This is a genomic window from Pseudomonas sp. GW822-FHT04C11 (assembly GCF_058800905.1).
Map to the genome: position 1 here is coordinate 238,343 of NZ_JBXAMS010000004.1, position 23,885 is coordinate 262,227.

Annotated in this window: 21 protein-coding genes; 5 read left to right on the forward strand and 16 right to left on the reverse strand. The window is 60.6% G+C overall.

From position 1 onward, the window contains the following. Positions 1 to 6 precede the first annotated feature (6 nt). On the reverse strand, positions 7 to 1,125 hold the full coding sequence (locus AC1RJ3_RS08900; protein ID WP_493078465.1) for a PilT/PilU family type 4a pilus ATPase: 1,119 nt from the start codon (positions 1,123 to 1,125) through the stop codon (positions 7 to 9). A gap of 144 nt (positions 1,126 to 1,269) precedes the next feature. On the opposite strand from AC1RJ3_RS08900, the gene AC1RJ3_RS08905 reads away from it, so the two are divergent. Both AC1RJ3_RS08905 and AC1RJ3_RS08910 read left to right on the forward strand, forming a co-directional pair. Next, positions 1,270 to 3,807: a PAS domain-containing hybrid sensor histidine kinase/response regulator gene (locus AC1RJ3_RS08905; protein ID WP_493078467.1), complete on the forward strand. Its 2,538-nt coding sequence runs from the start codon at positions 1,270 to 1,272 to the stop codon at positions 3,805 to 3,807. 53 nt (positions 3,808 to 3,860) lie between these two features. Next, positions 3,861 to 4,136: a peptidylprolyl isomerase gene (locus tag AC1RJ3_RS08910; RefSeq protein WP_019690952.1), complete on the forward strand. Its 276-nt coding sequence runs from the start codon at positions 3,861 to 3,863 to the stop codon at positions 4,134 to 4,136. A 58-nt stretch (positions 4,137 to 4,194) separates the two neighbouring features. Here the strand turns inward: AC1RJ3_RS08910 and kdgK are convergent, their stop codons facing one another. The 8 genes from kdgK to AC1RJ3_RS08950 form a co-directional block, all read right to left on the reverse strand. Then, a complete protein-coding gene (gene kdgK, locus AC1RJ3_RS08915) occupies positions 4,195 to 5,130 on the reverse strand; it encodes a 2-dehydro-3-deoxygluconokinase (protein WP_054596808.1) in 936 nt (311 codons plus the stop codon). Positions 5,131 to 5,259: 129 nt separating this feature from the next. Beyond that, entirely contained in the window at positions 5,260 to 6,477 is a 1,218-nt protein-coding gene (locus AC1RJ3_RS08920; RefSeq protein WP_493078470.1) for an amino acid deaminase, read from the reverse strand. A gap of 37 nt (positions 6,478 to 6,514) precedes the next feature. Continuing rightward, positions 6,515 to 7,279, reverse strand: a complete 765-nt coding sequence (locus AC1RJ3_RS08925) for an IclR family transcriptional regulator (protein WP_493078472.1) — start codon at positions 7,277 to 7,279, stop codon at positions 6,515 to 6,517. Positions 7,280 to 7,390: 111 nt separating this feature from the next. Further along, a complete protein-coding gene (locus tag AC1RJ3_RS08930; RefSeq protein WP_054596805.1) occupies positions 7,391 to 7,780 on the reverse strand; it encodes a RidA family protein in 390 nt (129 codons plus the stop codon). Between the two features lie 29 nt (positions 7,781 to 7,809). Continuing rightward, a complete protein-coding gene (locus AC1RJ3_RS08935) occupies positions 7,810 to 8,607 on the reverse strand; it encodes an amino acid ABC transporter ATP-binding protein (protein ID WP_427531596.1) in 798 nt (265 codons plus the stop codon). Next, positions 8,604 to 9,266 carry an amino acid ABC transporter permease gene (locus tag AC1RJ3_RS08940; protein WP_054596803.1) on the reverse strand — a complete coding sequence of 221 codons (663 nt, stop codon included), beginning with the start codon at positions 9,264 to 9,266 and terminating at the stop codon, positions 8,604 to 8,606. Before AC1RJ3_RS08940 ends, AC1RJ3_RS08935 begins: the two co-directional genes overlap by 4 nt. 10 nt (positions 9,267 to 9,276) lie before the next feature. Continuing rightward, positions 9,277 to 9,939, reverse strand: a complete 663-nt coding sequence (locus tag AC1RJ3_RS08945) for an amino acid ABC transporter permease (protein ID WP_054596802.1) — start codon at positions 9,937 to 9,939, stop codon at positions 9,277 to 9,279. Positions 9,940 to 9,991: 52 nt separating this feature from the next. Further along, positions 9,992 to 10,840 carry a transporter substrate-binding protein gene (locus AC1RJ3_RS08950; protein WP_054596801.1) on the reverse strand — a complete coding sequence of 283 codons (849 nt, stop codon included), beginning with the start codon at positions 10,838 to 10,840 and terminating at the stop codon, positions 9,992 to 9,994. A gap of 433 nt (positions 10,841 to 11,273) precedes the next feature. On the opposite strand from AC1RJ3_RS08950, the gene AC1RJ3_RS08955 reads away from it, so the two are divergent. Continuing rightward, the gene (locus AC1RJ3_RS08955) at positions 11,274 to 11,687 is read left to right on the forward strand and encodes a carbohydrate binding domain-containing protein (protein ID WP_493078476.1); all 414 of its coding nucleotides are present in this window, start codon (positions 11,274 to 11,276) and stop codon (positions 11,685 to 11,687) included. 172 nt (positions 11,688 to 11,859) lie between these two features. Beyond that, a complete protein-coding gene (locus tag AC1RJ3_RS08960; protein WP_493078478.1) occupies positions 11,860 to 12,354 on the forward strand; it encodes a thioredoxin family protein in 495 nt (164 codons plus the stop codon). A gap of 5 nt (positions 12,355 to 12,359) precedes the next feature. On the opposite strand, the gene AC1RJ3_RS08965 is transcribed toward AC1RJ3_RS08960, so the two are convergent. Further along, on the reverse strand, positions 12,360 to 12,767 hold the full coding sequence (locus AC1RJ3_RS08965; protein ID WP_054596799.1) for a MerR family transcriptional regulator: 408 nt from the start codon (positions 12,765 to 12,767) through the stop codon (positions 12,360 to 12,362). Positions 12,768 to 12,844: 77 nt separating this feature from the next. Between AC1RJ3_RS08965 and AC1RJ3_RS08970 the strand changes: the two genes are divergently transcribed. After that, positions 12,845 to 14,068, forward strand: coding sequence for an NADH:flavin oxidoreductase/NADH oxidase family protein (locus tag AC1RJ3_RS08970; protein ID WP_493078480.1), 1,224 nt, complete (start codon positions 12,845 to 12,847; stop codon positions 14,066 to 14,068). Positions 14,069 to 14,124: 56 nt separating this feature from the next. Here the strand turns inward: AC1RJ3_RS08970 and AC1RJ3_RS08975 are convergent, their stop codons facing one another. From AC1RJ3_RS08975 to cobN, 6 genes are all read right to left on the reverse strand, one after another. Beyond that, the gene (locus AC1RJ3_RS08975) at positions 14,125 to 14,850 is read right to left on the reverse strand and encodes a copper chaperone (RefSeq protein WP_493078482.1); all 726 of its coding nucleotides are present in this window, start codon (positions 14,848 to 14,850) and stop codon (positions 14,125 to 14,127) included. Between the two features lie 2 nt (positions 14,851 to 14,852). Continuing rightward, a complete protein-coding gene (locus tag AC1RJ3_RS08980; protein WP_493078484.1) occupies positions 14,853 to 16,412 on the reverse strand; it encodes a tyrosinase family protein in 1,560 nt (519 codons plus the stop codon). A gap of 134 nt (positions 16,413 to 16,546) precedes the next feature. Further along, positions 16,547 to 18,190, reverse strand: coding sequence for a phospholipase D-like domain-containing protein (locus AC1RJ3_RS08985; RefSeq protein ID WP_493078486.1), 1,644 nt, complete (start codon positions 18,188 to 18,190; stop codon positions 16,547 to 16,549). Positions 18,191 to 18,248: 58 nt separating this feature from the next. Further along, positions 18,249 to 18,851, reverse strand: coding sequence for a vWA domain-containing protein (locus tag AC1RJ3_RS08990; protein ID WP_493078648.1), 603 nt, complete (start codon positions 18,849 to 18,851; stop codon positions 18,249 to 18,251). Positions 18,852 to 18,904: 53 nt separating this feature from the next. Continuing rightward, positions 18,905 to 19,912: a magnesium chelatase ATPase subunit I gene (locus AC1RJ3_RS08995; protein ID WP_493078488.1), complete on the reverse strand. Its 1,008-nt coding sequence runs from the start codon at positions 19,910 to 19,912 to the stop codon at positions 18,905 to 18,907. Positions 19,913 to 20,108: 196 nt separating this feature from the next. Further along, a complete protein-coding gene (gene cobN / locus AC1RJ3_RS09000) occupies positions 20,109 to 23,882 on the reverse strand; it encodes a cobaltochelatase subunit CobN (protein WP_493078490.1) in 3,774 nt (1,257 codons plus the stop codon). Between the last annotated feature and the right edge of the window lie 3 nt (positions 23,883 to 23,885).

The window sequence follows — 23,885 nt, forward strand, 5'->3', positions numbered from 1 at the left end:
GGAATGTCAGTCCATCAGCCCCCATTCACCGGTTTCGGTGGATGGGGGGGTGGCATTCGGCACACTGTCCGCGTGCAACTTCAGGCGCAAGCGCAAGTTATTCACCGAATCGGCGAATTTCAACGCCTCTTCTTCATCGATCGCGCCCTCGACAACCAAATCGAACAACGCCGTATCAAACGTCTTCATTCCCGACTCTGCCGACTTTTCCATGATCTCCTTGAGCTGGTGAAGCTCATTGCGCCGTATCAGATCGCCAATGGTTGGCGTACCCAGCATCACCTCCACCGCCGCCCGGCGCTGCCCATCGCGGGTGCGTACCAGACGTTGGGAAACGAAGGCCTTGAGGTTGTTACCCAGATCATTGAGCAACTGCCCACGGCGTTCTTCCGGGAAAAAGTTGATGATCCGGTCCAGCGCCTGACTGGCGTTGTGGGCGTGCAAGGTGGAGAGCACCAGGTGCCCGGTGTCGGCGAAAGCCAATGCATGCTCCATGGTTTCGCGGTCGCGAATTTCACCGATCAGCACCACATCCGGGGCCTGACGCAGGGTGTTCTTCAAGGCGGCATGAAAGCTGCGCGTATCGACGCCCACCTCACGCTGGTTGATGATCGACTGTTGATGGCTATGGATATACTCCACCGGGTCTTCGATGGTGATGATGTGCCCGCTGCTGTGGCGATTGCGGTAATCGATCAACGCTGCCAGCGATGTCGACTTGCCCGAATCCGTGGCGCCGACGAACAACATCAGTCCCTGTTTGAGCATCACCGTCTCAAGCAGCACGGCCGGCAGTTTGAGGTCTTCAAAGCGCGGGATATCGAGTTTGATATTGCGCGCCACGATCGACACGTCATTGCGCTGCTTGAAGATGTTGACGCGAAAGCGCCCGACTCCGACCAGAGAAACCGCCAGGTTCATTTCCAGCTCGCGGTCGAACTCTGCACGCTGCTCGACGTCCATAAGGGCCTCGGCAATCAGGGCGATCTCGCCGGGCTTGAACACTTCATGGGCCAGTGCTCGCAGTACCCCTTTGAAGCGCCCGGTAGGCGGTGCGCCAGTCGATAGGTAAAGATCCGAGCCATCCTGGCTGGCCAGCATTCTTAGCAGCGAGTGAATGTCCATGGCAAAAAAATATCCATTGAGCCTTCCATTGAACGAAAATTGCCAAGGCACGCCACTTTTCACGCGTCCGAGCGTCTACTCCTTCGAAGCATAGTAGATGCCCCAGTACCGATATGTAGCACGGACATGATGCAGGAACCCTTGATGAACGGATCCCCTACCGGCAGCGACGCCCAGGCCTTGATTGCCCGAATCGACTGGACACAAAGCCCGCTGGGCTCTGCCAGCCACTGGCCGCAAAGCCTGCGCACCGCCGTGGACATCGTGATTCACTCGCCCATGCCCATGCTGTTGTTATGGGGACCAGAGCTCTCGCAGATCTACAACGACGGCTTTGCGCTGCTGGCCGGCAACAAGCATCCGCAGGCTTTCGGACAACCCACGCACCAGACATGGCCAGAACTTAAAGACTTCACCGACCCCATTTATAGCGCTGTCTTACAAGGCCAAGTGCGTTCCTACAGCGAGCAGCGTTTCAGCCTGCAGCGCGATGGCGGCGAATCGGATGTCTGGCTGGACCTGACCTACAGCCCGATTCGTGACGAACGCGGGCAGGTCGCCGGGATCCTGGTCACTGCCATTGAAACCAATGAGCGCCGACGCATCGCCCTGGAGCTCAAACAACGCTCGGAGGCCAGTCTCAAGGCCCAGCACGAAACCGAAGAGCGCCTGCAACTGGCCCTCGCCGCCACCGACGCGGTGGGCACCTGGGATTGGGATATCGGCGAAGATCGCTTTATTGCCGATGCTCACTTCGCCCAGTTGCACAGTGTTGATCCGGCACTGGCCAGCCAACTGCCCATCACCGAATACCTCAACGGCGTGCACCCGGAAGACCGGGGCATGGTCGCCCGCAGCATCAAGCATTGCATCAGCCATGGCAGCGAATACGCCGAGGAATACCGACTGCTGCAAGCCAGTGGCGAAGTGCGCTGGGTCTTTGCCCGAGGCCGCTGCTACAAGGATCACCACGGTCGCCCCCTGCGTTTTCTCGGTGCCGCTCTGGACCTGACCGAGCGCAAGCACACCGAACAAGCGTTACGGCAAAGCCAGACCGAGCTGCAGCTGATCATCAACGCCATGCCGGTGCTGATCGGCTATGTCGATCATGAACAACGCTTTCGCCTGAACAACAGCGCGTACCTGGACTGGTACGGCATGACCCCGCAGGAGCTGTACGGTAAAACCATTCGCGAAATTCTCGGCGACGAACTCTATGCCACCCGCGTCGAACACATCAGCGCCGCGCTGGCGGGCAAAGCCTGCAGTTTCGAGGCCTATTCACCGCACCGCGACGGCCGACCGCGTTACGCACTGATGAAGTACCTGCCACGCTTTGGTTCTGACGGTGCGGTCAATGGCTTCTACATTTTCGTGATCGACGAAACCGAGCGCAAACAGACCGAGGAAGCCCTGCGCAACCTCAACGAGACGCTGGAAGAACGGGTCGACACACGCACCAAGGCACTGGCTGAAGCCAACCATCGCCTGCAAAACGAGATGTTTGAGCGTGAACGCGCCGAAGATGCGTTGCGCCATGCCCAAAAAATGGAAGCCGTCGGCCAACTCACTGGCGGTATCGCCCACGACTTCAACAACATGCTGACCGGGATTATTGGCAGCCTGGACCTGATGCAGCGCTACATTGCCGATGGGCGTAGCGATGAGATCGGCCGCTTTGCCGATGCGGCCGTGTCGTCAGCCAATCGGGCTGCCGCCTTGACTCACCGGCTGCTGGCATTCTCCCGCCGACAATCGCTGGACCGTCGACCGCTCGAGCCCAACACGCTGGTGCGTTCGCTCGAAGAGCTGTTGCGCCGCACCAAGGGCGAGCATATAGAACTGAAGTTTCAGCTGGCACCGGAAGTCTGGCCGGTCAACACCGATGCCAACCAACTGGAAAACGCCCTGCTCAACCTGGTGATCAACGCCCGCGATGCAATGCCTGAGGGCGGCGAGCTGGTGATTGAGACCGCTAATAGCTACCTCGATGGCAACGACATCAGCACCCTTGAGCCGGTCAAGGCCGGTGACTATGTGATGCTCGGCGTAAGCGACAACGGTACCGGCATGACTCCGCGCGTATTGGCCAAGGCCTTCGATCCGTTCTTCACCACCAAACCCATCGGCCAGGGCACCGGGTTGGGGTTGTCGATGATTTATGGCTTCGCCCAGCAATCCGGCGGCCACGTGACCCTCAGCAGTGAGCCGGGACAAGGCACGTCGGTGCGCCTGTATTTGCCACGCCTGCACAACGCGCCTCAGCACAGCTCGCTGGCGGCAGTCAGCCTGGGCAGCCCCTATGCAACGGCGGGCGAGTCGGTGGTGCTGGTCGAAGACGACCCTGCGGTGCGTATGCTGGTGCTCAATGTGCTGAACGAACTGGGCTACATCGCCCATGAGGCGCAAGATGCCAAAAACGCCCTGCCGCTGCTGGAGTCTGACCTGCGTATCGATCTGCTGGTAACCGATGTCGGCCTGCCCGGCATGAATGGCCGGCAACTGGCGGAAATCGCCCGTCAGCATCGACCTGGGCTTAACGTGCTGTTCATGACCGGCTACGCGGAAAAAGCCGCCGAACGTCAGGGTTTTCTCGACGAGGGCATGGACCTGTTGGCCAAGCCCTTCACCCTTGAACAACTGGCCGGCAAGATTCGCCACATGATCCGCCGAACCGGATGATTTGAGGCATAATCGCGCCCCGCCGCCACCACCGCTCCAAGGTAACTGCCCCAATGAAAGCTCAAGCCCGCCATATTCTGGTGAAAACCGCCGAAGAGGCCGAACAGCTCAAACAACGTATCGCCAAGGGTGAAGCCTTTGATGTGCTGGCCAAGAAGTATTCCACCTGCCCGTCTGGCAAACGCGGAGGTGACCTGGGCGAAGTTCGGCCCGGGCAGATGGTTGGCGCCATCGATGCGGTGATCTTCAAGAAACCGCTGCGTGTCGTGCATGGGCCGATCAAAAGCAAGTTTGGTTATCACCTGGTGCAGGTGTTTTACCGCGATTGAGAACACAGAGGGGGTCCTGTGGTGAGGGGGCTTGCCCCCTCACCACATTGACTGTATTTCAATCTTTGGGGATCAGTGCCCCCGGCACCTGGATCACCCGGCTCGCCAACCGATGCCCGGCTTCTGCAGCCTCTGCCGGGCTTGCGCCACGGAGCCGACTGGCCAGATACGCCGCGCTGAACGAATCCCCCGCCGCCGTGGTGTCCACCACCCGCTCGACGCGTAACGCCGGAACCTCGAACGACTCACCGTCACAGCGAATCAGACACGGCTCGGCGCCGCGCTTGAGCACCACTTCCGGTATGCCGATCTGCTCGTAGGCGGCGAACACCGCCGCCTCATCGGAAAAGCCGAACAACGCCTGTTCATCATCCACTGTCAGCAGTGCCAGATCGACATAGGGCAAGACTTCCCGGTACGCCGTCCGAGCCTGTTCGACGCTGCTCCACAGACGTGGCCGATAGTTGTTGTCAAAGACGATCCGCGCATCCCGCTGACGGGCTTCGATCAGTGTCTCGATGAGCTTTTTACGCCCTGCTTCGCCCAGCACCGCCAGGGTGATGCCACTGAAATACAGCACATCGTAATCCGCCAGCGCCGCAAGAATCGGTGCCGCCGCCGGCGTGGTAAAGCAATCGCGCACGGCGGCTTCGTTGCGCCAATAGAGAAAACGACGTTCACCCGACGCATCGGTCTGGATGCAGTACAAACCGGGCAAACGTCCCGGCAGTCGCTGGACCATGCCCAGACCGATACCTTCTTCGGACCAGCTCTGGCACATGGCATCGCTGAAGCTGTCATCGCCCAGCGCGGTGACGTAATCCACCGTGGCCCCATCACCCATTTCACGAGACAGGTAGACCGCGGTGTTCAGGGTGTCGCCGCCAAAACTCTGTTGCAAACTGCCGTCGGCACGCTGCTGCAACTCGATCATGCACTCGCCGATCAGCGCAATGCGCGGGGTGTCGGGGCCGAGAGGGCTGAGGGTGTTCATGGTTGTGGGCTCTCTGGGGTTTCGGTGTTGTCTGGTAGGGCCTCATCGCGAGCAAGCGTTGCTCCTACGCTCAGCACAAACGCGTAGGAGCAAAGCTTGCTCGCGATGGCCGCGCCTCGGTCTCAAACCTTAAAAGCAGGTTTCCATGCTTTCGATGACGTTCAACTGCTCATCCACCAGGCAACCGGTGCGCCATTTGTCGAAGGTCAGGCACGGGTGAGACGTACCGAAGGAAATGATGTCGCCCACACGCAACTGAACCCCGGGCGCGACCGTCATGAACGCATGCTGATCCATCACCGCCGTCACTGTGCAGGCACTGACGTCATCACCGATCGCTGGCAGCACACCCGCCCGGTAACGCAGCAACGGCACCGGCAGCCCCGCGTCATACGCTACATCGCGCTTGCCCAGGGCAATCACCGCAAACCCCGGCTCCGGCAACGACTGCACATGGGCCCAGACTTCCAGCGCCGGACGCAGGCCTTCATGCAAGTCGCTACGACGATCGAGCACGCAGCATTGCGCTTCCTTGTAGATGCCATGGTCGTGAGCCACGTAACTGCCCGGGCGCAGCACGCTGAGGAAACGCCCGCCGGCGTTCTGGGCTTCGAAGGACTCGGCGATCAGGTCATACCAGGCCGACCCCGACGCGGTGATGATCGGCTTGCTGATGGCGAAAGCGCCGCTGTCTTGCAACTGCACCGCGAGGCGTACCAGGGATGCAGCAAATTCGCGGATGCCGCTGACCGCCTGGTCGCCATGAATCACCCCTTCGTAGCCTTCAATGCCGGTCAATGCCAACCCCGGCTGCGCTTTGATCGCCTCAGCCAGTGCCAGCACTTCGGCTTCGCTGCGGCAGCCGCAACGGCCGCCAACCACGCCGTACTCGATCATCACGTTCAGGCGCAGACCGCGCGCGGCGAAAAATGCCCCGAGGTCGGCAACGTTGTCCGGGTGATCGACCATGCAGTAAAAGTCGAAAGACGGATCTGCCAGCAACTCGGCGATCAGCGCCATGTTTGGCGCCCCCACCAACTGATTGGCCATCAACACCCGGCGCACGCCATGGGCGTAGGCGGCACGAGTCTGCACCGCAGTGGCGAGGGTAATGCCCCAGGCGCCCGCCTCCAGTTGGCGACGAAACAACGACGGGGTCATGCTGGTTTTACCGTGCGGCGCCAGCTCGGCACCGCTGTGGCTGACGAATGCCTGCATCCAGTGAATGTTGTGCTCCAGCGCTTCGCGGTGCAGCACCAGCGCCGGCAGGCTGACGTCACGCACCAGGTTGGCGCCGGGTTGGCCGGCGCCCTTTTCCACGGCGGCGATGTTCAAGGCAGAAGACATGTTCTAACTCCTCACACGCGGCCGCGAACGGCCACTGTTATTCGTTGATGCGACGGGCCAGGTTGTTCGCACTTTCGATCAGCACCCGGCGATAGTCGTTGTAATTGTTCTTGGCATCGGCCCTTGGGGCGACGATGCACAGGGTCGCAATGGCGACGCCACTCGGGTCTTTCACCGGGGCGGCGAAGCAATGGGTAAAGGTGTCGGCGACGCTGTCGAAGGAGAAGAATCCGTCGATAGCGGCCTGACGGATTTCCGCCAGAAAACGCTCCAGCGGCAGGCGTTCGCCATCAGGCAGGATGAAGTCCTCTTCATCGATCAGGTCGACGATTTGCTGGTCACTCAAGTGCGCCAGCAACAAGCGCCCGGAAGCGGTCCACGGGATCGGCGCGTTCTCGCCAATGTCCGACGAAATGCGGAAATGCCGTTCGCCCTCCTTCATCAGCGCCACCGTGTACTTGCGCCCGTTGAGCAGGCACATCTGCGCGGTTTCGCGGGTCTGGCTGACGATTTCCTGCAAGGCATGATCGGCCTCGCGGCTCAGGTCGAAATGGCGCAAATGCGCTTGCCCCAGAAAGTACAGTTGCCGGCCAAGATAGACGTGACCTTCCTTGCCCACCGGTTCGAGAATCCGTCGTTCAAGCAGCGACGCGACCAGTTCGTAGACCGTGGATTTCGGGCTGCCGATACCGCTGGCGATATCGTTCGGGCGCAGCGGCTGGCCAATTTCCTTGAGGAAATCGAGGATATCGAACGCCCGGTCCAGACCGCGAGCCCGGCGCTTGATGGTGTCTTCGGTCATGTCAGTGGGTTCTCATTCAAATTCGCCGGGGAGTTTAACCAGAGTGAGGTCGCGACCGTTAGGCCCTCATCGCGGGCGCCTAGCTCTTGCCCGCGATGGGGCCACCTCGGTTCAGGCCTTCTTCTTATACGCCACACAATCAATCTCGACCTTGCAGTCGACCATCATGTTCGCCTGCACACAGGCGCGGGCCGGTGCGTGTTCCGGGCTGAAGTATTCGGAGAAGACTTTGTTGAAGCTCCAGAAATCCCGTGGATCTTCCAGCCATACGCCCGTACGCACCACGTCTTCCAGGCCATAGCCGGCTTCTTCGAGGATCGCGATCAGGTTGCGCATGGTCTGGTGAGTCTGCTCGACGATCCCGCCGGCAATGATTTCGCCGTCCACCGCTGGCACCTGGCCAGACACATGCAGCCAGCCATCCGCTTCGACCGCGCGGGCGAAAGGACGTGGCTGACCGCCACCGGCGGTGCTACCAGTGCCGTAACGAGTAATGCTCATGGGTGTTTCTCCTGATTCGATATTGAATATTAAAAACGCGTGTTCTTGAGAAACTCCGCCAAACGCGGAGATTGCGGGCGTTCGAACAGCTCCTTGGGTGGCCCCTGTTCTTCGATTCGCCCCTGATTCATGAAGACGATCTTGTCCGAGACTTCAAAGGCAAAACGCATCTCGTGGGTCACCAGCAGCATGGTCATGCCATCCTCGGCCAGGCCCTTGATCACGTTCAATACTTCGCCGACCAGTTCCGGGTCGAGTGCCGACGTCACTTCGTCGAACAGCATCAGGCTCGGGTTCATCGCGATCGCCCGGGCAATCGCCACGCGCTGTTGCTGACCACCCGACAACTGACCCGGATAGTGATCGCGACGTTCCAGCAGGCCGACACGCTCCAGCCATTTTTCCGCCAGCACCACCGCTTCGTCCTTGTGCAGCTTTTTGACTTTGAGCAGGCCAAGGGTGACGTTCTGCAACGCCGTGAGATGGGGAAACAGGTTGAACTGCTGGAACGCCATGCCGGTCATCGCCCGATGCTGGGCAATGACTTTTTCCGAGTGACGCACACGCTTGCCGTTGACCTCGTGGTAACCGATGGACTCGCCATCGAGCAGGATCCGCCCGCCCTGGAACTCTTCGAGCATGTTCACGCAGCGCAGCAGCGTGGTCTTGCCCGAGCCGCTGGAACCGATCAGCGTGACCACGTTGCCACGCTGCATGGTCAGGTCGACGCCCTTGAGCACTTCGAGCGGACCGTATTGCTTGTGCAGATCGCGAATCTCCAGCAGGGCCTGGCTAGCGTTCTGTGTCGAAACTTGAGCTTGAGTCATGGCAAGGCCACCCGCTTTTCAATATGCCGGCCGAGTAATTCGATGGCGTAGTTGATGATGAAAAAGAGAAAACCGGCAAACAGGTAAAACTCCAGGGTCATGAAGGTCCGGGCGATGATCTGCTGGGTACTCAGCAGCAACTCGGCCACACCGATCACCGAGAGCAAGGTCGAGGCCTTGACGATTTCGGTCGACGAGTTGACCCAGGTCGGCAAAATCTGCCGCAACGCCTGAGGCAACAGCACGTAAGCGAGGGCCTGATAAAACGTCAGGCCGATGGCCTTGCTCGCTTCCATCTGCCCACGTGGCAATGCTTGCAACGCACCGCGAACGATCTCGGCAACGTGCGAACCGCAGAACAGCGTCAGCCCCAGCACTCCGGCCTGGAACGCATCGATCTGCCAGCCCAGTGCGGGCGCCATGTAGAAGCAGGCCAGCACCAGCACAAACACCGGCGTGCCACGGATCAGGTCGACGTAAAAACGAAACGGTGCACGCATCCATAGCGTGCCGTAGGTCAGCACCAGCCCGGCAACGATGCCGATCAGGGTACCCAGCATGATCGCCAGGACAGAGCACTGCACACTGGTCAAAAAGCCCGACCAGAGGGTGTCGCGGGCGACCCATAACTCATGCAACCAACTTGGGGACTCGTACATGGGGGCGCTCCTAACGGCGAATCGCCAGACGCTGCTCGAGGTAACGCAGCAGCATCGCGATGAGATAACAGGCCGCAACATAGAGCGCTGTCGTCACCAGCCAGGTTTCAATCACCCGGTAGCTTTCGACGTTGATCTTGCGCGCGTAATAGGTCAGCTCCGGCACGGCAATCGCCGCCGCCAGCGAGGTGTCCTTGAACAGCGAGATGAAGTTGTTCGAGAGCGCCGGCAACACGTTGCGCAACATCACCGGCACGGTGACGTACGCCTTGACCTGCCACTCCCCCAGACCAATCGCCAGCCCGGCTTCACGCAGGCCTTTGGGGATGCTCAACAACCCGCCACGGAACACTTCGGTCAGGTACGCCCCGGCATACAACGACAGGGTGATGATGAACGACGGCAGCTTGTCCAGCCGGATACCCAGGCTCGGCAGCGCAAAGTAGATCAGCAGAATCAACACCAGAATCGGCGTGTTACGGATCACCGTCACGTACACCGACGCCAGCACCCGCAATGCGCGGTGCTTTGAGAGCAAAGCAAACGCCATCAGCAGGCCGATCACGCAACCGATGGCGATCGACACCAACGCCAGTTCAAGACCCAGGCCGAGCCCCGCCAGCAAGGTGTCGAAATCGCGCCAGACGGCGGCAAAGTTCAACTGATAGTTCATGGTCAGCAGTACCTTGAGCGGGGCGCGTTATGGGCGCCCCACTCTCACGGGATCATTTGAATTCGACAGGGAAGCCAATTGCCGGGGACGGCAGATCGACACCAAACCACTGTTTGAAGGACGCCGCGTAAGTCGGGAACTCAACGCCGGTCATGGCTTCATGCAAGACGGTATTGACGAAATTCAGCCAGTCCTGATCGCCGCGCTTAACCGCGCAGGCGTAGGTTTGCGGGCTCCAGGCGTAGGTCGGGCTACGATAGCGGCCAGGGTTCTGCACCATCAGGTATTTGACCGAAGACTGGTCGGTGGCAGCGGTGTCGGCACGGCCGGAGTTCACTGCCTGGTACATCAAGTCGACGCTGTCGTATTGGTCAACCTTGGCCTTGGGCAGCGCCTGGTGCACCAGTTCTTCGGCATAGACGTTTTGCAGCACCGCCACGGTGACGCTGTCGCCGGCCGCCTTCAGGTCTTCGATTTCCTTGTACTTGCTGTTGGCCGGCAACAGCAGGCCAACGCCTTCGCGGTAGTACGGCAGGGTGAACGCCACTTGCTGCGCACGGCTGGCGGTGACGGTAATGAACTGGCAGCTCATGTCGACCTTGTCGGTCAGCAAATTCGGAATCCGCGCGTCTGACGACTGCACCACGAACTCGACCTTGCTCGGGTCATTGAACAAACCCTTGGCGACCATCCGCCCGATGTCGATATCAAAACCCTGCAATTTGCCGTCTGCGCCCTGGAAGTGCCACGGCGCGTTGGTGCTGCCCGTGCCCACGATCAAATGCCCGCGCTTCAACACATTGTCGAGCCTGCTGTCCGCCGCCTGGGCAATGCCCACGGCAGAGGCTGTGGCCGCAAAGAGAAAAACACACGCTGTAAACAAGGAAAGTCGACGCTGCATGACGGGCACTCCAGGATGATGTTTATTCCGCTATACCGGAACATGGTATGTAACAACGGAATAGACAGCAGAAAGTGTGCCATAGCCCGAACGGAAAATCCCAAGGCAAATGAAATGTGAATCGAATCAACGGGATATGTGAAAGCACAAAAAAGGCGTTACCAAACGACGCAGCACACAAGCGCTACCGTTGGCTACAGGCACGGGTAGTTGGGCCCCAATTGAGGGCGAGCGAGCCGATACGTGTCATGAAAACCACCATCCACTCTGCTACCACCGTTCGTCGACTTTTGTACCTGACCTGTCAGATCTGACAGTTGTAGGTTGCTTGTTTCTGGCGCTCAATCTTTTTACCCCGACTTCAGAGGCCTTTCAGATGTCGCTGAGTCGTGATGATCAACTTCGCGTAACACCCACTTACAGGAGTTTCCAAATGCCCCTACAACCCGCAGAAAATAATTTGCTGCTCAATGGTGATTTTTCACGGAAGGGAGAGCACTGGACACCTAACTCGCCAGCGAAGGTCGAGTATTCCGAGGGGTACTGTGCCTTGCAGGTTTATGCCCAAATTACTCAGCGCGTTACGTTCGAAGGCGGGGGAGATTTCAAGTTTTCCGTAAAAATGAAAACGGACAGTGGTTCAGCGTGCCAGGCAACGGTCGTGATGCATCCCTCCAAGCAGAGCAAACAACTCGATCTGGGCGGCGGCATGCACTGGACTGAAAAAGAACTTCACTTCTCTGCTCCAGCTGACACTCAGCACATGGAAGTCGAGTTGCTGGCAAACGATGGTGCAAGCGGCGTCTTCGGGTCGCGCTTTGATGATGTGGTGCTCAAACGGCTCTGAATGACGCTGTGGCTTGACGGCGGTCCGTCAATTCTCCTGACGGACCCGTTCGAACTCGCAACTTCTTTTAGTCTTTAGGTCTTTGCCAGTGAACGCGGCACGAACAGCTCTCACGTTCCGATCATGTTGAATACGTACTTGTCCCAACGTTTTCTGTGCAAAGGAGTATTCCGTGAATCCAAAAACCGCTCCCATTACCCTGGCGCCGCAATACCGCCGGACATTGAAGACCTATCTCCCGGTTGTCCTGTATTTCGGCAGTCAGCACTGCTACGCCTGTGAGTTTGCCGGGCCGATATTTCGGGCGACGGCCGAGGCCTATAAAGATCGCGCCGAGTTTTACATGTTGAATACAGCCGAATCCCCCCGTCACCCCAAGGTCAGCGGCACCCCCACGGTGTTGTGCTATTGCAACGGGAAACTGCTGAGAAAGCTCAAAGGTTTTGATAGTGCGGAGACTTTGAACAACGTGTTTATCGCTCTCTTGGGCAAGGCTCGCGCTAAACCTGTCCCACGCAGACCGCGGCGTGACCTGCAATGGTTACGGCAAACCCTTGGCTCTTTACGCACCGTTCCACGGGCGCATCAGTTGCTCGCTCATCGCAGCGCGAAGACTTCGAAACCCTCGTCTCCAGTCTCTGCCGACGGTTGCACCAATCAGAACTGAACGCATCAGTGGTGCTTGAGCGTCGCCAGCACGCGCTCGGCGTTCTCCGAACACGCCATCCCCTCAGGCCGGTCCTTGATGGTCTCGATCATGCCCAGCAACTTCGCCTTGCTCTGCGCCAGATGCTGTTGCATCTCTTCGATCTGTCCGACCTTGTGCTCAAGGCTCGACACCAGTTCGTCGTGCCTGAGCTCACCCTGCTTTGGACTGGTGAGCAACTGCTTGAGCTCTTCCAGGCTGAACCCGGCCTGCTGCGCACACTGGATGATTTGCAGGGTTTGCAGCACCTCTGCCGGGTAGCGCCGATAACCGTTGGCCAAGCGCTGGACCTGGCCGATCAACCCCTGGCTTTCGTAAAACCGGATGCGCGAAGCGCTCAGGCCGCTCATTTGCGCCAACTCACCAATCTTCATCAGAACCTCATTACCACGCTTGACATTAAAGTTAACTTTAAGCTTAGCCTCACCTCTCCACTACTGAGGAGTCAAGCATGTCGCCCTTTCACGCGTTGAATCTGCCCAACGGCCAGACGATCGGCAATCGCATCGCTAAAGCGGCGATGGAAGAAAACCTTGCCGACACTGATCAAGCCCCCTCACAGGCCTTGATGCAGCTCTATCGGGCCTGGGCTGATGGCGAGGCCGGTTTGCTGTTGACCGGCAACGTAATGATCGACCGTCGGACCATGACCGGCCCCGGCGGTGTAGTGCTGGAGGATGAGCGGCACCTTGAACGTTTCCGTCAATGGGCTGCGATTGGTCGGGCCAAGGGCGCACAGTTCTGGATGCAGCTCAACCATCCCGGGCGCCAGACCATGGCCAATCTCGGTCAACCCGCCTGGGCGCCGTCTGCCGTGGCGCTGGAAATGGGGCAGTTCTCGAAGATGTTCGCCCAGCCCACACCGATGAGCGAAGACAACATCCAGGAGGTCATCCAGCGCTTCGCCAGCAGCGCTGCCCTGGCCGAAAAAGCCGGTTTTACCGGTGTGGAAATTCACGCGGCGCATGGCTACCTGATCAGTCAATTCCTGTCGCCATTGAGCAATCGACGAACCGACCGCTGGGGCGGTTCGCTGGAAAATCGCGCGCGCTTGTTGATTGAAGTGGTGAACGCCGTTCGTGCAGCCGTCACGGCAGACTTCTGCGTCGCGGTGAAACTCAATTCCGCCGACTTCCAACGCGGCGGCTTCGATGCCGACGATGCGCGGCAGGTCATCGACCTGCTCAACCCGCTTGCCATCGATCTGCTGGAGTTGTCGGGTGGCAGCTATGAAGCTCCGGCGATGCAAGGCGAAGCCCGCGACGGTCGGACTCTGGCGCGCGAGGCCTACTTCCTCGAAATGGCCGGTGAACTGGCGAGCCGGGCACAGATGCCGGTAATGGTGACTGGCGGTATCCGACGCCTGCCGGTTGTCGAACAGGTGCTGGCCAGCGGCATTGCCATGGCCGGTATCGGCACCGCGCTGGCGGTCGAGCCGTTGCTGGTCAAACTGTGGCGCGAGGGACATGACAGCCACCCACAATTGCCGCCGATCACCTGGAAGCGCAAGCCCTTGGCGGCACTGGCCAACATGGCCGTGGTGCGCTTTCAGATCCAGCGCCTGAGCCGCGGTCGCCAGCCAAAACCTGCGGTGTCGGCACTCTGGGCGTTGATTCTCGACCAGTTGTACATCGCCAAACGCACGCGCCAGTACCGGGCAGCGATGAGCAAATAGCCGGATGGCTTATGCAATCCTCGTGGAGCTACCTGCGGCCGCTCCACGGGTGAGGGTCAGCGAAACAGGCGGGGCCAGTGCCATCGAACGGGTCGAGGACGCTTGAACCGTTCCCAGAGCATCCAGCCCATGCTCACCAGCATCAGCGGCACATGCCCCTGCTCTGCCAGCATCGGCAACAACATCAGGGCCCAGCACGATCCGACGCACCAGCCTGCGCTGACCACACCATAGGCCAGACAATCCTTGATAAACCCCCAGCCGAACGCCGAAATCCTTGGCTGGTGATGACAGCGGTTCAGGTACCGTTGTTTGAGCGGCGAGGCCTGCCACACCAGGCACACGGCCAAAGTAACGACAAACGCCATCGCCTGCGAAACCCCAAGCATCACCCGCGCCGCGACTACCAAGGTCATGAGCAGCAGACCGGTTAGCGTCCAGACACTGGTGAAACCCAGCACAAACAACACCACTGCCTGCCAACGCTTCCTCAGCAAACTGCGTTGCCATACATACGTCAGCGGATGGACCAGCAGCAAAGGGGTCATCGCCAGCAACATCGATAGCCATGAAACCACCAACTGGCGAGGAGGATTGAACAGCAACGCCTGTTCAATCCCCTGCCAGCTCGCGGCATAAGCAAGCGGCACGAAGGCTCCGCAGAACGCCGGGATAGACAGCATCTGCACCGAACCGAGGAGCAGCCCCCAACCTGCCAGGCTGATCAGGATCAGCCACGGCAGGAAGCCTCGGGTCATGGCCTGGATGAGGTATGCCCCCATCTTCAGTCGCCTTGCCGATAGACACTCACACGACCGACCGTGATGTTGTCCTCGGCCTGAACATCGGTCACCGGCACAAAGCGCACTTGCAATTTCGCCAGAACCGGATGGCCGCTGGCACTGAGCTTGTCGAAGACATCAGTGATTTCCAGCACATGGCTCACACCCTTGCCGCCATGCTGGCTGTCCGGGCTGCTGGCCTTGCGCACGCCAAACAGCGAGATCGACCCAACGTATTGGTCAGGCAGCGCCGACAACTGTCCCTCGACCGGCAGACTGATGTACACGTCGAAGGTCGCCGCGTCATTGTTTCCGCGGATGTTTTCCAGGTTGAGGTACACCCGGTCCAGGGAATGCTCCGCAACCGTGGGGGCAAAGGCCCGGGATTTCAGGTTACCCATCAGCTTGCCCGAGGTGCTCTGATCGAGTTGCAACGGCGTCTCGACTGTAGCGCCGGTCAAGGCGATGGCTTTGTCATTGGCGCCGAGCAGTTCGGCGGGTGATTGGGCGCTCATGGATTTTTCCTTCACTACTGCCGCACCAAGAGGCTCGGGGCTTGCGCCCAAGGTTTCCAAGCGTTGTTGAAATGCCCGGGTACCGTGCAGCGGGTCGGACGTATCCTCATAACTATAATCCAGCTTCGGTGCCCGGGTATCGAGCATGTCAGACACCTTGAACGGCCACGAATCGCCGCTGACCGTCGGCACCACGAAACCCCGACCCGGGGTCGGCGGACCATTGAGCCACGCACTGTTGACCGGGTTGCGGTTCTGCCGGTCACGCTGCAGCCATACGTCCCAGAGCCGGTCGATGTTGGCGTGATGCAGCCAGAATATCGGGTCCAGACCAGCGGTATCCGGATCGATCATCAACCCCGGTACCCGGGTGCCCTGTTGCTGGCCGCCCACGGCGACGTGCACGTAGTTGTGCGGTTGCGACTCGAGCCGGCCGCTGACCTGACCATAGTGCTCGAACACCGTGACCGGGCCACCAAAACCTGGAGAGCCACCGCCGGAACCGCCGGCGAAATCATGATCGGTAAGGGCCGGACGCAGATTGATCCGCTGCTCGTTGAGCACCACCACCCCGTTACCGGTCGGGCCAAACCGGCGAGCTACAAACAAGGGATTCTGCTCACCGTTGGGCAACGTGGTCGCCGCGAAACAGGCCGGAAGCTTCAGCGTCTGCTGGTTCTCGTTGTAGTTCCAATACGGCAGGGCCCAATCACTTGGCCCTCCGAGGCTGACGATAGCCTTGCGGACGATCTGCTCGAATGAAGCAAGATAGCCGCGGTGCCACGGCAAAAAGTACCAGCTCTGGTGCTGACACTGGTTCCAGTAGGTGTCCTGATCTGCCTGGGACGGTAGCTGCTCACCCCGTCGCAGATAACCGGCGCTTTGCCAAAGGGGAATATCGATACCGTGAATCGCCGCCAGAAACCGCCAACTGGTGCGGTCAGTGATCGGTCGTTGTTGAAGGACTCCGACGCCACGCGCATACCACAACAAGGTATCGCTCCAGCCAGAACCCAGCTTCCATACATCACGCCGTACATGTGCCATGGTAGTTCTCCCTGAAAAACCGCGTGAATGAGGAGCGCACTCCTCAACAAGCAACGGTAGATCAGGTGCCGCACAGCCCCTGTGAAAGCAGACCGGCGGCATGACCTTCACGGCCAGGCAGAATCGGCGATCATTTACCGCCCGGAAAAACGCAACCGCGAGAGCATTCGCAGGTCGCCGTCCAGGTAATAGGCGTTGGTCCAACTGTCGTCCACCGCCAGGGGCGGAACCTGCTTGAGGTCCTCTTGCCTGGCGGCATAGCGGAATCGGTAATGCTCGTAGAAGCGCAGCAATTCCAGGCCGTAGCGGTCGGCCAGATCGGTGTCGCCGCGAATGATCAGGAAGTTCTCGTCGTTGCCTTCACTGGCATTGATGCTCAGGTTGTGGCTGCCGCTGATGATGATCGGCGCGTCGGTGGTGAAGTCGACGACGATGGCTTTGAGGTGCACCAGCAAATCGCCCTTCTGGCCTTTCATGCTTTCCTTGAGCCAACCTTCGATACCGGTGTTGAGCAACGCGGTGGCAGCGAAATCGGCCGTGCGGTCGGCGTGATAACCGGTGATGCGGCTGGCGGTGTTTTGCAGGCCATAGCGCAACACATCGTCGTGGGGCTGGCCGAGCAAGGCGTTGAGGATCTCGTCCGGCAGCGCGAACGCGGTGACAAACAGAACGTCCTTCTTCGCCGCATTGATGATCTCGACGAATTGCTGCAGATCGGCCTGGCCGGTACGCGGTGAGAATCCGACAAACAACGGCTGTGACGGGTCCATCGGGTTGTTCTTGGTCAACCAGCTGCGTGTAGCACCCACGTCGGTCGGCGCAGCCCAGATCTGCTCGAACACTTGCAAATAACGGACACCCACAGCGGTATTGTCCAGCACATGCACCACGTTGGCCTGGCGGTAGACGCCGTTGTCGGTGAAATTGGTACTGCCGCACAGCACCGATTGCGGCCGATATTCACCACCATCGATCTTGCTCAGCACGATGAATTTGTCATGGAAGATCGCGTGGGTTACCCGCCCCCGCTTGCTCTCGTCGGGAAGCTTCGCCAGGCTCTCTTCATTCATGGTGGTGTCGGCATCACCGGGCTTGGCGTGATACAGCACCCGAACCTTGGCACCGCGCCCAAACGCCGCGTTGACCGCATCGATAATGGTCGGCAGTTGATACTCGTAAATCGCGATGTCCAGCGCCCACTGGCCATCCACGGCGCGCTCGATGAAACCGGTGATCTGCTCCAGCAAGCCGTTCTCCAGCCATTGCCGTGGTGCGGCGGGCCAGTCGTCGAGGGACAGGTTCTTGTTGGCGCTCAGCTGTGCGTCGAGCTCGGGGAACTTGCGGGAGAATGCCTGGCTGGCCGCCACCGCACGATTGAAAATGACATGCTGGCCCGCCGGCAGGCCATTGTCGGTGGTAACCGTCACCGCCAGGGCCTCGCCCAATTGCGGCGCATCCGGCGTGCCATAGGCCAGATGCACCCGATAGTTGATCGTCACGCCCGGATTGACCGCGTAATCAGCCCAGCGAAATTTCTGCAACGGCGCGCTGTCGCTGGGCGTCGCGTTGTACTGGGGAAAGGTGTGGGCCTTGCCGGGGAAGGTCAGGCTGTTGAACAAAAACTCCCAAGGCCCGCTGCCTTGCTGTTTTTCGATGGCGAAACCGAGCAGGCCTTTGCGTCGGGGTTCGGCCAGGTCCATGGCCAGTAACACACCGTTGGTACCGGCATAGGCTTTGACCCGGAAATCGTCCTGACTGTTAGCGGCTAGAACACGCATGATCCACTCCTGTGATGAGCTGAATCCACAGCATAGGTGCTGTGGGTAATTCGGCAGATTAAAGCGTGTCGATATGTCGATAGTCTGCGTTCAATTCGTGCGCCAGGACCTTCGCCCACCCCAATCGAATCGGCCCGCGCTCGATGTCCACCAGCAGCGCCGGGCAATTGAGCGCCACCTGCATTGGCGTGTTTTTTAGACGGCCATCGGTCAACAGCAACACGCGTTGTTGCTCTGCCGGGAAACGCTTTTGCCGCAACGCCAACCACTTCGTAGCCTCATCCAGCGCGGCGAACAACGGCGTGCCTCCGCCCGCACCGAGTGCGTCGAGCCAGTCGCGCAGGCTGGCCGAGGCTTTCAGGCCTTGCACTTGCCACTTCGGCGCAGCACCACTGGCGGTCAACAGCGCGAGGCGCGCACGTTGGCGATAGGCGTCGTCGAACAATTGCGCCAGCAGGCCTTTGGCGTCGCTCAGCGCCTGATGACGCCGGGTCGAGGCCGAGGCATCGACAATCACCAGCCACAGCTCGTGAGGTGAACGACTGCGCAGGTGAAACAGCAGATCTTCGCGCTGACGCGGACGGCCGTTGAGCAGCGTGCCGGGCCAATTGACCGAGCCGTTTTGGCTGGCTCGACGCTGACCTTGCCTGCCATTTTTCAGGCGTCCTGCGCGGGGTTTGGCATTCGCCCCCGCATCAGATCGAGGGCGAATGCCTAGGGCTTTTTTGGCCAGCTCGGCACTTCACGGCGGGCGCCGGTGGGTAATGCCTGAGCCGGCATTTCACCCCACTGGCCCTGGCCTTCGCCGGGATTCGTTTGTTGGGCGGCGGACGCGTCTGGCGCGGGGTTCTGGCGCGGCGCGGACGGCGGCGTGTCGCGACGCCGATGGCGCAAGGCAAACTCGGCGACGGCATCGATGTCTTCCTCGCTGATCGCCCCGGCCCCACGCCACGCCGCATGGGCGCGAGCCGCACGCAGCCAGACCAGGTCGGCGCGCAAGCCGTCGACCCCGGCGGCAAAACAACGCTCGGTGATCTGCGCCAGCGCCTGATCATCCAGAGGAATGTTCGCCAGTGCCGCACGTGCACCTTGGCAGCGTTCACGCAATGCCTGCTGCTGAACTTCCCAGTCGGCGCAAAAAGCCTGGGGGTCGCTGTCGAAGTCCAGCCGGCGACGGATGATCTGACCGCGCTCAAGCGGCGCCGTGTGACCGCTGAGGGCGACGTTCAGGCCGAAACGGTCGAGCAGTTGCGGACGCAGCTCGCCCTCTTCCGGGTTCATGGTGCCGATCAGTACAAAGCGCGCCGAATGCCGATGGGAAATGCCGTCGCGTTCGATCAGGTTGGTGCCGCTGGCAGCGACGTCGAGTAACAGATCCACCAGGTGATCGGGCAGCAGATTCACTTCATCGACATACAACACGCCGCCGTCGGCCTTGGCCAACACACCGGGGGAAAACTGCGCACGGCCTTCACCCAGCGCGGCGTCCAGATCCAGGGTGCCGACCAGCCGCTCTTCAGTCGCGCCCAACGGCAAGGTGACGAATTGCCCGCTGGCGAGCAAATCCGCCAGGCCACGGGCCAACGTCGACTTGGCCATGCCCCGCGGGCCTTCGATCAGCACGCCGCCGATTTTCGGATCGATGGCCGTCAGGCACAGCGCCAGTTTCAGGGCATCGGCGCCGACCACGGCGGAGAGCGGGAAATGCGGGGTGTCGGTCATCGGGTTTTCTCGTTCGTGATCAGTAATTGCGGTGTGGCGAGGGAGCTTGCTCCCGTCGGCCGGTCCGCGTTCGGGCGTAGCAGTCGTTAAACCAGCCAATGCGGTATGCCTGACAGAATGCAATTGCAGGTTTTAGGGCCGCTGCGCAGCCCAGCGGGAGCAAGCTCCCTCGCCACAGTTGCAGGCAGGTATCCGGTCAGCCGTCTTCTTCTATATCCAGCAGCAAATTCTCCAGCGCCTCGCGGTACTCGCCCGGCTCCTGCCACATCCCGCGTTGCTGGGCTTCGAGCAGGCGTTCGGTCATGTCGCGCAAGGCGTGCGGATTATGCTGCTGGACGAATTCGCGGGTCGACGGGTCAAGCAAATAGGCGTCGGCGAGCAAGGCGTACTGGTGATCGTCGATCAACTGCGTGGTGGCGTCGAAGGCGAACAGATTATCAACGGTGGCCGCCAGTTCAAAAGCGCCTTTGTAGCCGTGCCGCTTGATCCCGTCGATCCACTTCGGGTTCGCCGCTCGGGAGCGGATCACCCGGTTCAGCTCTTCCTTGAGGGTGCGGATCTTCGGCAAATCCGGCTGACTGTGGTCGCCATGGTAGCTCGCCGCCGCTTCACCGCTGAGGCTTTCGACGGCGGCGAGCATGCCGCCCTGGAACTGGTAATAGTCGTTGGAATCGAGCAAGTCGTGCTCGCGATTGTCCTGGTTTTGCAGCACCGCCTGAACCTGGCTCAAGCGCTGGGCGAACTGTTCGCGAGCGGCCGTGCCCTCATCGGAACCGCCATAAGCGTAGCCGCCCCAGTTCAGATAGACCTCGGCCAGATCCTCGCGGCTCTGCCACAAACGGCCATCAATGGCGCCCTGCACGCCCGCGCCATAGGCACCGGGCTTGGCGCCGAAAATCCGCCAGCCGGCCTGTCGTGCGGCGGCCTCCTCGTCCAGACCGGACTGGATCAGCGCTTCGCGTTCGCCGCGAACCTTGGCCGCCAACGGGTTCATGTCGTCCGGTTCATCCAGCGCGGCAACCGCTTGCACGGCCGCGTCGAACAACCGAATCAGGTTGGCGAAGGCATCGCGGAAGAACCCGGAAACGCGCAACGTCACATCCACGCGCGGCCGGTCGAGCAGGCTCAGCGGCAGAATTTCGAAGTCGTCGACCCGCTGACTGCCCGTCGCCCAGACCGGACGCACGCCCATCAGTGCCATGGCCTGGGCGATGTCATCGCCGCCCGTGCGCATGGTCGCCGTGCCCCAGACCGACAAACCCAACTGGCGCAAATGATCGCCGTGGTCCTGCAGGTGCCGTTCAAGAATCAGGTTCGCCGACTGGAATCCAATGCGCCAGGCGGTGGTGGTCGGCAGGTTGCGCACGTCCACCGAGTAGAAATTACGCCCGGTGGGCAGCACATCGAGGCGTCCGCGACTCGGTGCGCCGCTAGGCCCTGCCGGAACAAAGCGACCACTGAGAGCATCCAGCAGACCGCGCATTTCTGCCGGGCCGCAGGCGTCCAGGCGCGGTGCGACGACGTCACGCAAGCTGCCGATGATCGCGCTGACGTCACCCCAGCCGGGCTGACTCAACAACTCGACATCAGCGCTGAGCGCCTGCTCGATCAACTGCGCGGCGAACAGCTCAAGACGTTCGCGAGTGTCGCCAGCAGTGCGCCATGCCTCAGCGCTGAGCGTCTGCAATTCAGTCGGTTTCGGACCGGACCAAGGATCGGATAACACACAATCCAGTGGATCGAACCCGAGCGTGAACGCCTTGGCCAAGGCCCGCAACAGGCTCGATTGCGCCCCTCGACCGTCACCGCGCGGAATGCGCAGCAACGCCAGCAAGGTGTCGATGCGCAGACGCCCGCTTGGCGATTCGCCGAACACGTGCAGGCCATCGCGAATCTGCGACTCTTTCAGGTCGCACAAATAGGTGTCCAGACGCGGTAACCAGATCGCGGCATCGGCGTCGCTGTCGAGCTTCTCGTCCAGCTGCAATTCACGGTCGATATGGGTTTCACGCACCAGATTGAGGATGTCGCGCTGCAACTCCCGCGCACGGCGTGGGTCGAGCAATTGGGCTTCGTAATACTCGTCGGCCAACAGTTCCAGATTGCGCAACGGGCCGTAGGTTTCGGCGCGGGTCAGCGGCGGCATCAGGTGGTCGATGATCACCGCCTGCGTCCGCCGTTTAGCCTGCGCGCCCTCGCCCGGGTCGTTGACGATAAACGGATAGATATTTGGCAGCGGTCCGAGCAATGCATCTGGCCAGCAACTTTCAGACAGGCCAACGCCCTTGCCCGGCAACCATTCGAGGTTACCGTGCTTGCCGACGTGAATCACCGCGTGGGCGCCGTAGGCCTGACGCAACCAGAAATAGAACGCCAGGTAACCGTGGGGCGGCACCAGGTCCGGATCGTGATAGACCGCGCTCGGATCAACCTGATAACCGCGCGCCGGCTGAATGCCGACAAAGGTCAGGCCAAACCTGAGCCCTGCGACCATCATTCGTCCGCTGCGGAACATCGGGTCGTTTTCAGGCGATCCCCAACGTTCCAGCACCGCTGCACGGTTGGCTTCGGGCAAGGCGTTGAACATCGAGTAATAGTCGTCCAGTGCCAGGCTTTGCTGGCACGGGCGCAGGTCGATGCTCTCCAGGTCATTGCTGACCCCACCAAGCAATTGCTGAATCAGTGCGGTGCCGCTTTCCGGCAAATCGGCAGGCAACGGATAACCTTCTGCGTGCAGCGCCCGCAGGATATTCAACGCCGCTGCCGGTGTGTCGAGACCAACGCCGTTGCCAATCCGCCCATCGCGGGTCGGGTAGTTGGCGAGGATCAGCGCAATGCGTTTTTCAGTATTCGCCACCCGCGCCAACTCGACCCAGCGCCGTGCCAGTTCAGCGACAAAATCCATGCGTTCAGGTTGCGGTCGATAGCAGACCACATCGGACTGACTGCGCTCACTGCGCCAAGCCAGGTCCTTGAAGCTGATCGGGCGGCTGATGATCCGCCCATCGAGCTCCGGCAAAGCGATGTGCATCGCCAGATCCCGTGGGCCGAGCCCTTGCTCGCTGGCACGCCAACCGGGTTCGTTGTCCTGGGCGCAGATCGCCTGGATCACCGGGATATTGCGCCGGAAGGGTCGCAGATGCGGGGCTTCGGGGCTCGATTGAGCAAACCCGGTGGTGTTGAGAATCACCGAGGCCTGCACCTCATCCAGCCAGTCTTCGACCACCGTCAGGCAGCCGGGCTCTTTCAAACTGGCCAGCGCTATCGGCAGCGGGTTCAGCCCCGCTGCCTGCAAGCGCTGGCAGAAAACATCGATGAAAGCGGTGTTCGCCGCCTGCAAGTGCGAACGGTAAAACAGCACCGCCGCCACCGGTTGATCAAGCTGCCAGTCGGCTTGCCAATCGCCCAGCGTCGCGTTGCTTTTGTGTGGGTGGTAAATCGCGGTACGCGGCAGGGTCTGCGGTTCGGACCAGTGGTAATCGCGGCCCAGCCAACGGCTGGCCAGACAGCGATACAAATCCAGCGCATTGCCCATGCCGCCCTGACGCAAAAAGTGCCAAAGCCGCTCGCGGTCTTCGACAGGCACGGTACTGAGGTCGCTGAGCTCCGGGTCAGGACGGTCATCGCCCGGCACCAGAATCAGTTGCACACCGCGTTGCGACAGCTCCACCAGACGTTCGATGCCGTAGCGCCAATAGGCAATCCCGCCGTGCAGCGAGATCAGAATCACCTTGGCGTGGCGCAGCACTTCGTCGACATACAAGTCGACCGAGGCGTGGTTCTGCACCTGCATCGGGTTGGCCAAACGCAGGCTCGGATAGTCCTCGGGCAACTGCTGCGCCGCTTCGGCGAGCAGCGCCAGACTGGAGTCGCCGCTGCACAGAATCACCAGCTCGGCGGGGGTTTGGCCAAGGTCGGCAATGTTGTCATCCGAGACGAAACCGCCGGGCTGGGTCCTGAGCAGGTGCATGGG

Excerpts from the sequence above, each read along its gene's own strand:
- AC1RJ3_RS08900 (WP_493078465.1), bottom strand. The coding sequence starts at position 1,125 with ATGGACATTCACTCGCTGCTAAGAATGCTGGCCAGCCAGGATGGCTCG.
- AC1RJ3_RS08905 (WP_493078467.1), top strand. The coding sequence starts at position 1,270 with ATGAACGGATCCCCTACCGGCAGCGACGCCCAGGCCTTGATTGCCCGA.
- AC1RJ3_RS08910 (WP_019690952.1), top strand. The coding sequence starts at position 3,861 with ATGAAAGCTCAAGCCCGCCATATTCTGGTGAAAACCGCCGAAGAGGCC.
- kdgK (WP_054596808.1), bottom strand. The coding sequence starts at position 5,130 with ATGAACACCCTCAGCCCTCTCGGCCCCGACACCCCGCGCATTGCGCTG.
- AC1RJ3_RS08920 (WP_493078470.1), bottom strand. The coding sequence starts at position 6,477 with ATGTCTTCTGCCTTGAACATCGCCGCCGTGGAAAAGGGCGCCGGCCAA.
- AC1RJ3_RS08925 (WP_493078472.1), bottom strand. The coding sequence starts at position 7,279 with ATGACCGAAGACACCATCAAGCGCCGGGCTCGCGGTCTGGACCGGGCG.
- AC1RJ3_RS08930 (WP_054596805.1), bottom strand. The coding sequence starts at position 7,780 with ATGAGCATTACTCGTTACGGCACTGGTAGCACCGCCGGTGGCGGTCAG.
- AC1RJ3_RS08935 (WP_427531596.1), bottom strand. The coding sequence starts at position 8,607 with ATGACTCAAGCTCAAGTTTCGACACAGAACGCTAGCCAGGCCCTGCTG.
- AC1RJ3_RS08940 (WP_054596803.1), bottom strand. The coding sequence starts at position 9,266 with ATGTACGAGTCCCCAAGTTGGTTGCATGAGTTATGGGTCGCCCGCGAC.
- AC1RJ3_RS08945 (WP_054596802.1), bottom strand. The coding sequence starts at position 9,939 with ATGAACTATCAGTTGAACTTTGCCGCCGTCTGGCGCGATTTCGACACC.
- AC1RJ3_RS08950 (WP_054596801.1), bottom strand. The coding sequence starts at position 10,840 with ATGCAGCGTCGACTTTCCTTGTTTACAGCGTGTGTTTTTCTCTTTGCG.
- AC1RJ3_RS08955 (WP_493078476.1), top strand. The coding sequence starts at position 11,274 with ATGCCCCTACAACCCGCAGAAAATAATTTGCTGCTCAATGGTGATTTT.
- AC1RJ3_RS08965 (WP_054596799.1), bottom strand. The coding sequence starts at position 12,767 with ATGAAGATTGGTGAGTTGGCGCAAATGAGCGGCCTGAGCGCTTCGCGC.
- AC1RJ3_RS08970 (WP_493078480.1), top strand. The coding sequence starts at position 12,845 with ATGTCGCCCTTTCACGCGTTGAATCTGCCCAACGGCCAGACGATCGGC.
- AC1RJ3_RS08975 (WP_493078482.1), bottom strand. The coding sequence starts at position 14,850 with ATGGGGGCATACCTCATCCAGGCCATGACCCGAGGCTTCCTGCCGTGG.
- AC1RJ3_RS08980 (WP_493078484.1), bottom strand. The coding sequence starts at position 16,412 with ATGGCACATGTACGGCGTGATGTATGGAAGCTGGGTTCTGGCTGGAGC.
- AC1RJ3_RS08985 (WP_493078486.1), bottom strand. The coding sequence starts at position 18,190 with ATGCGTGTTCTAGCCGCTAACAGTCAGGACGATTTCCGGGTCAAAGCC.
- AC1RJ3_RS08995 (WP_493078488.1), bottom strand. The coding sequence starts at position 19,912 with ATGACCGACACCCCGCATTTCCCGCTCTCCGCCGTGGTCGGCGCCGAT.
- cobN (WP_493078490.1), bottom strand. The coding sequence starts at position 23,882 with ATGCACCTGCTCAGGACCCAGCCCGGCGGTTTCGTCTCGGATGACAAC.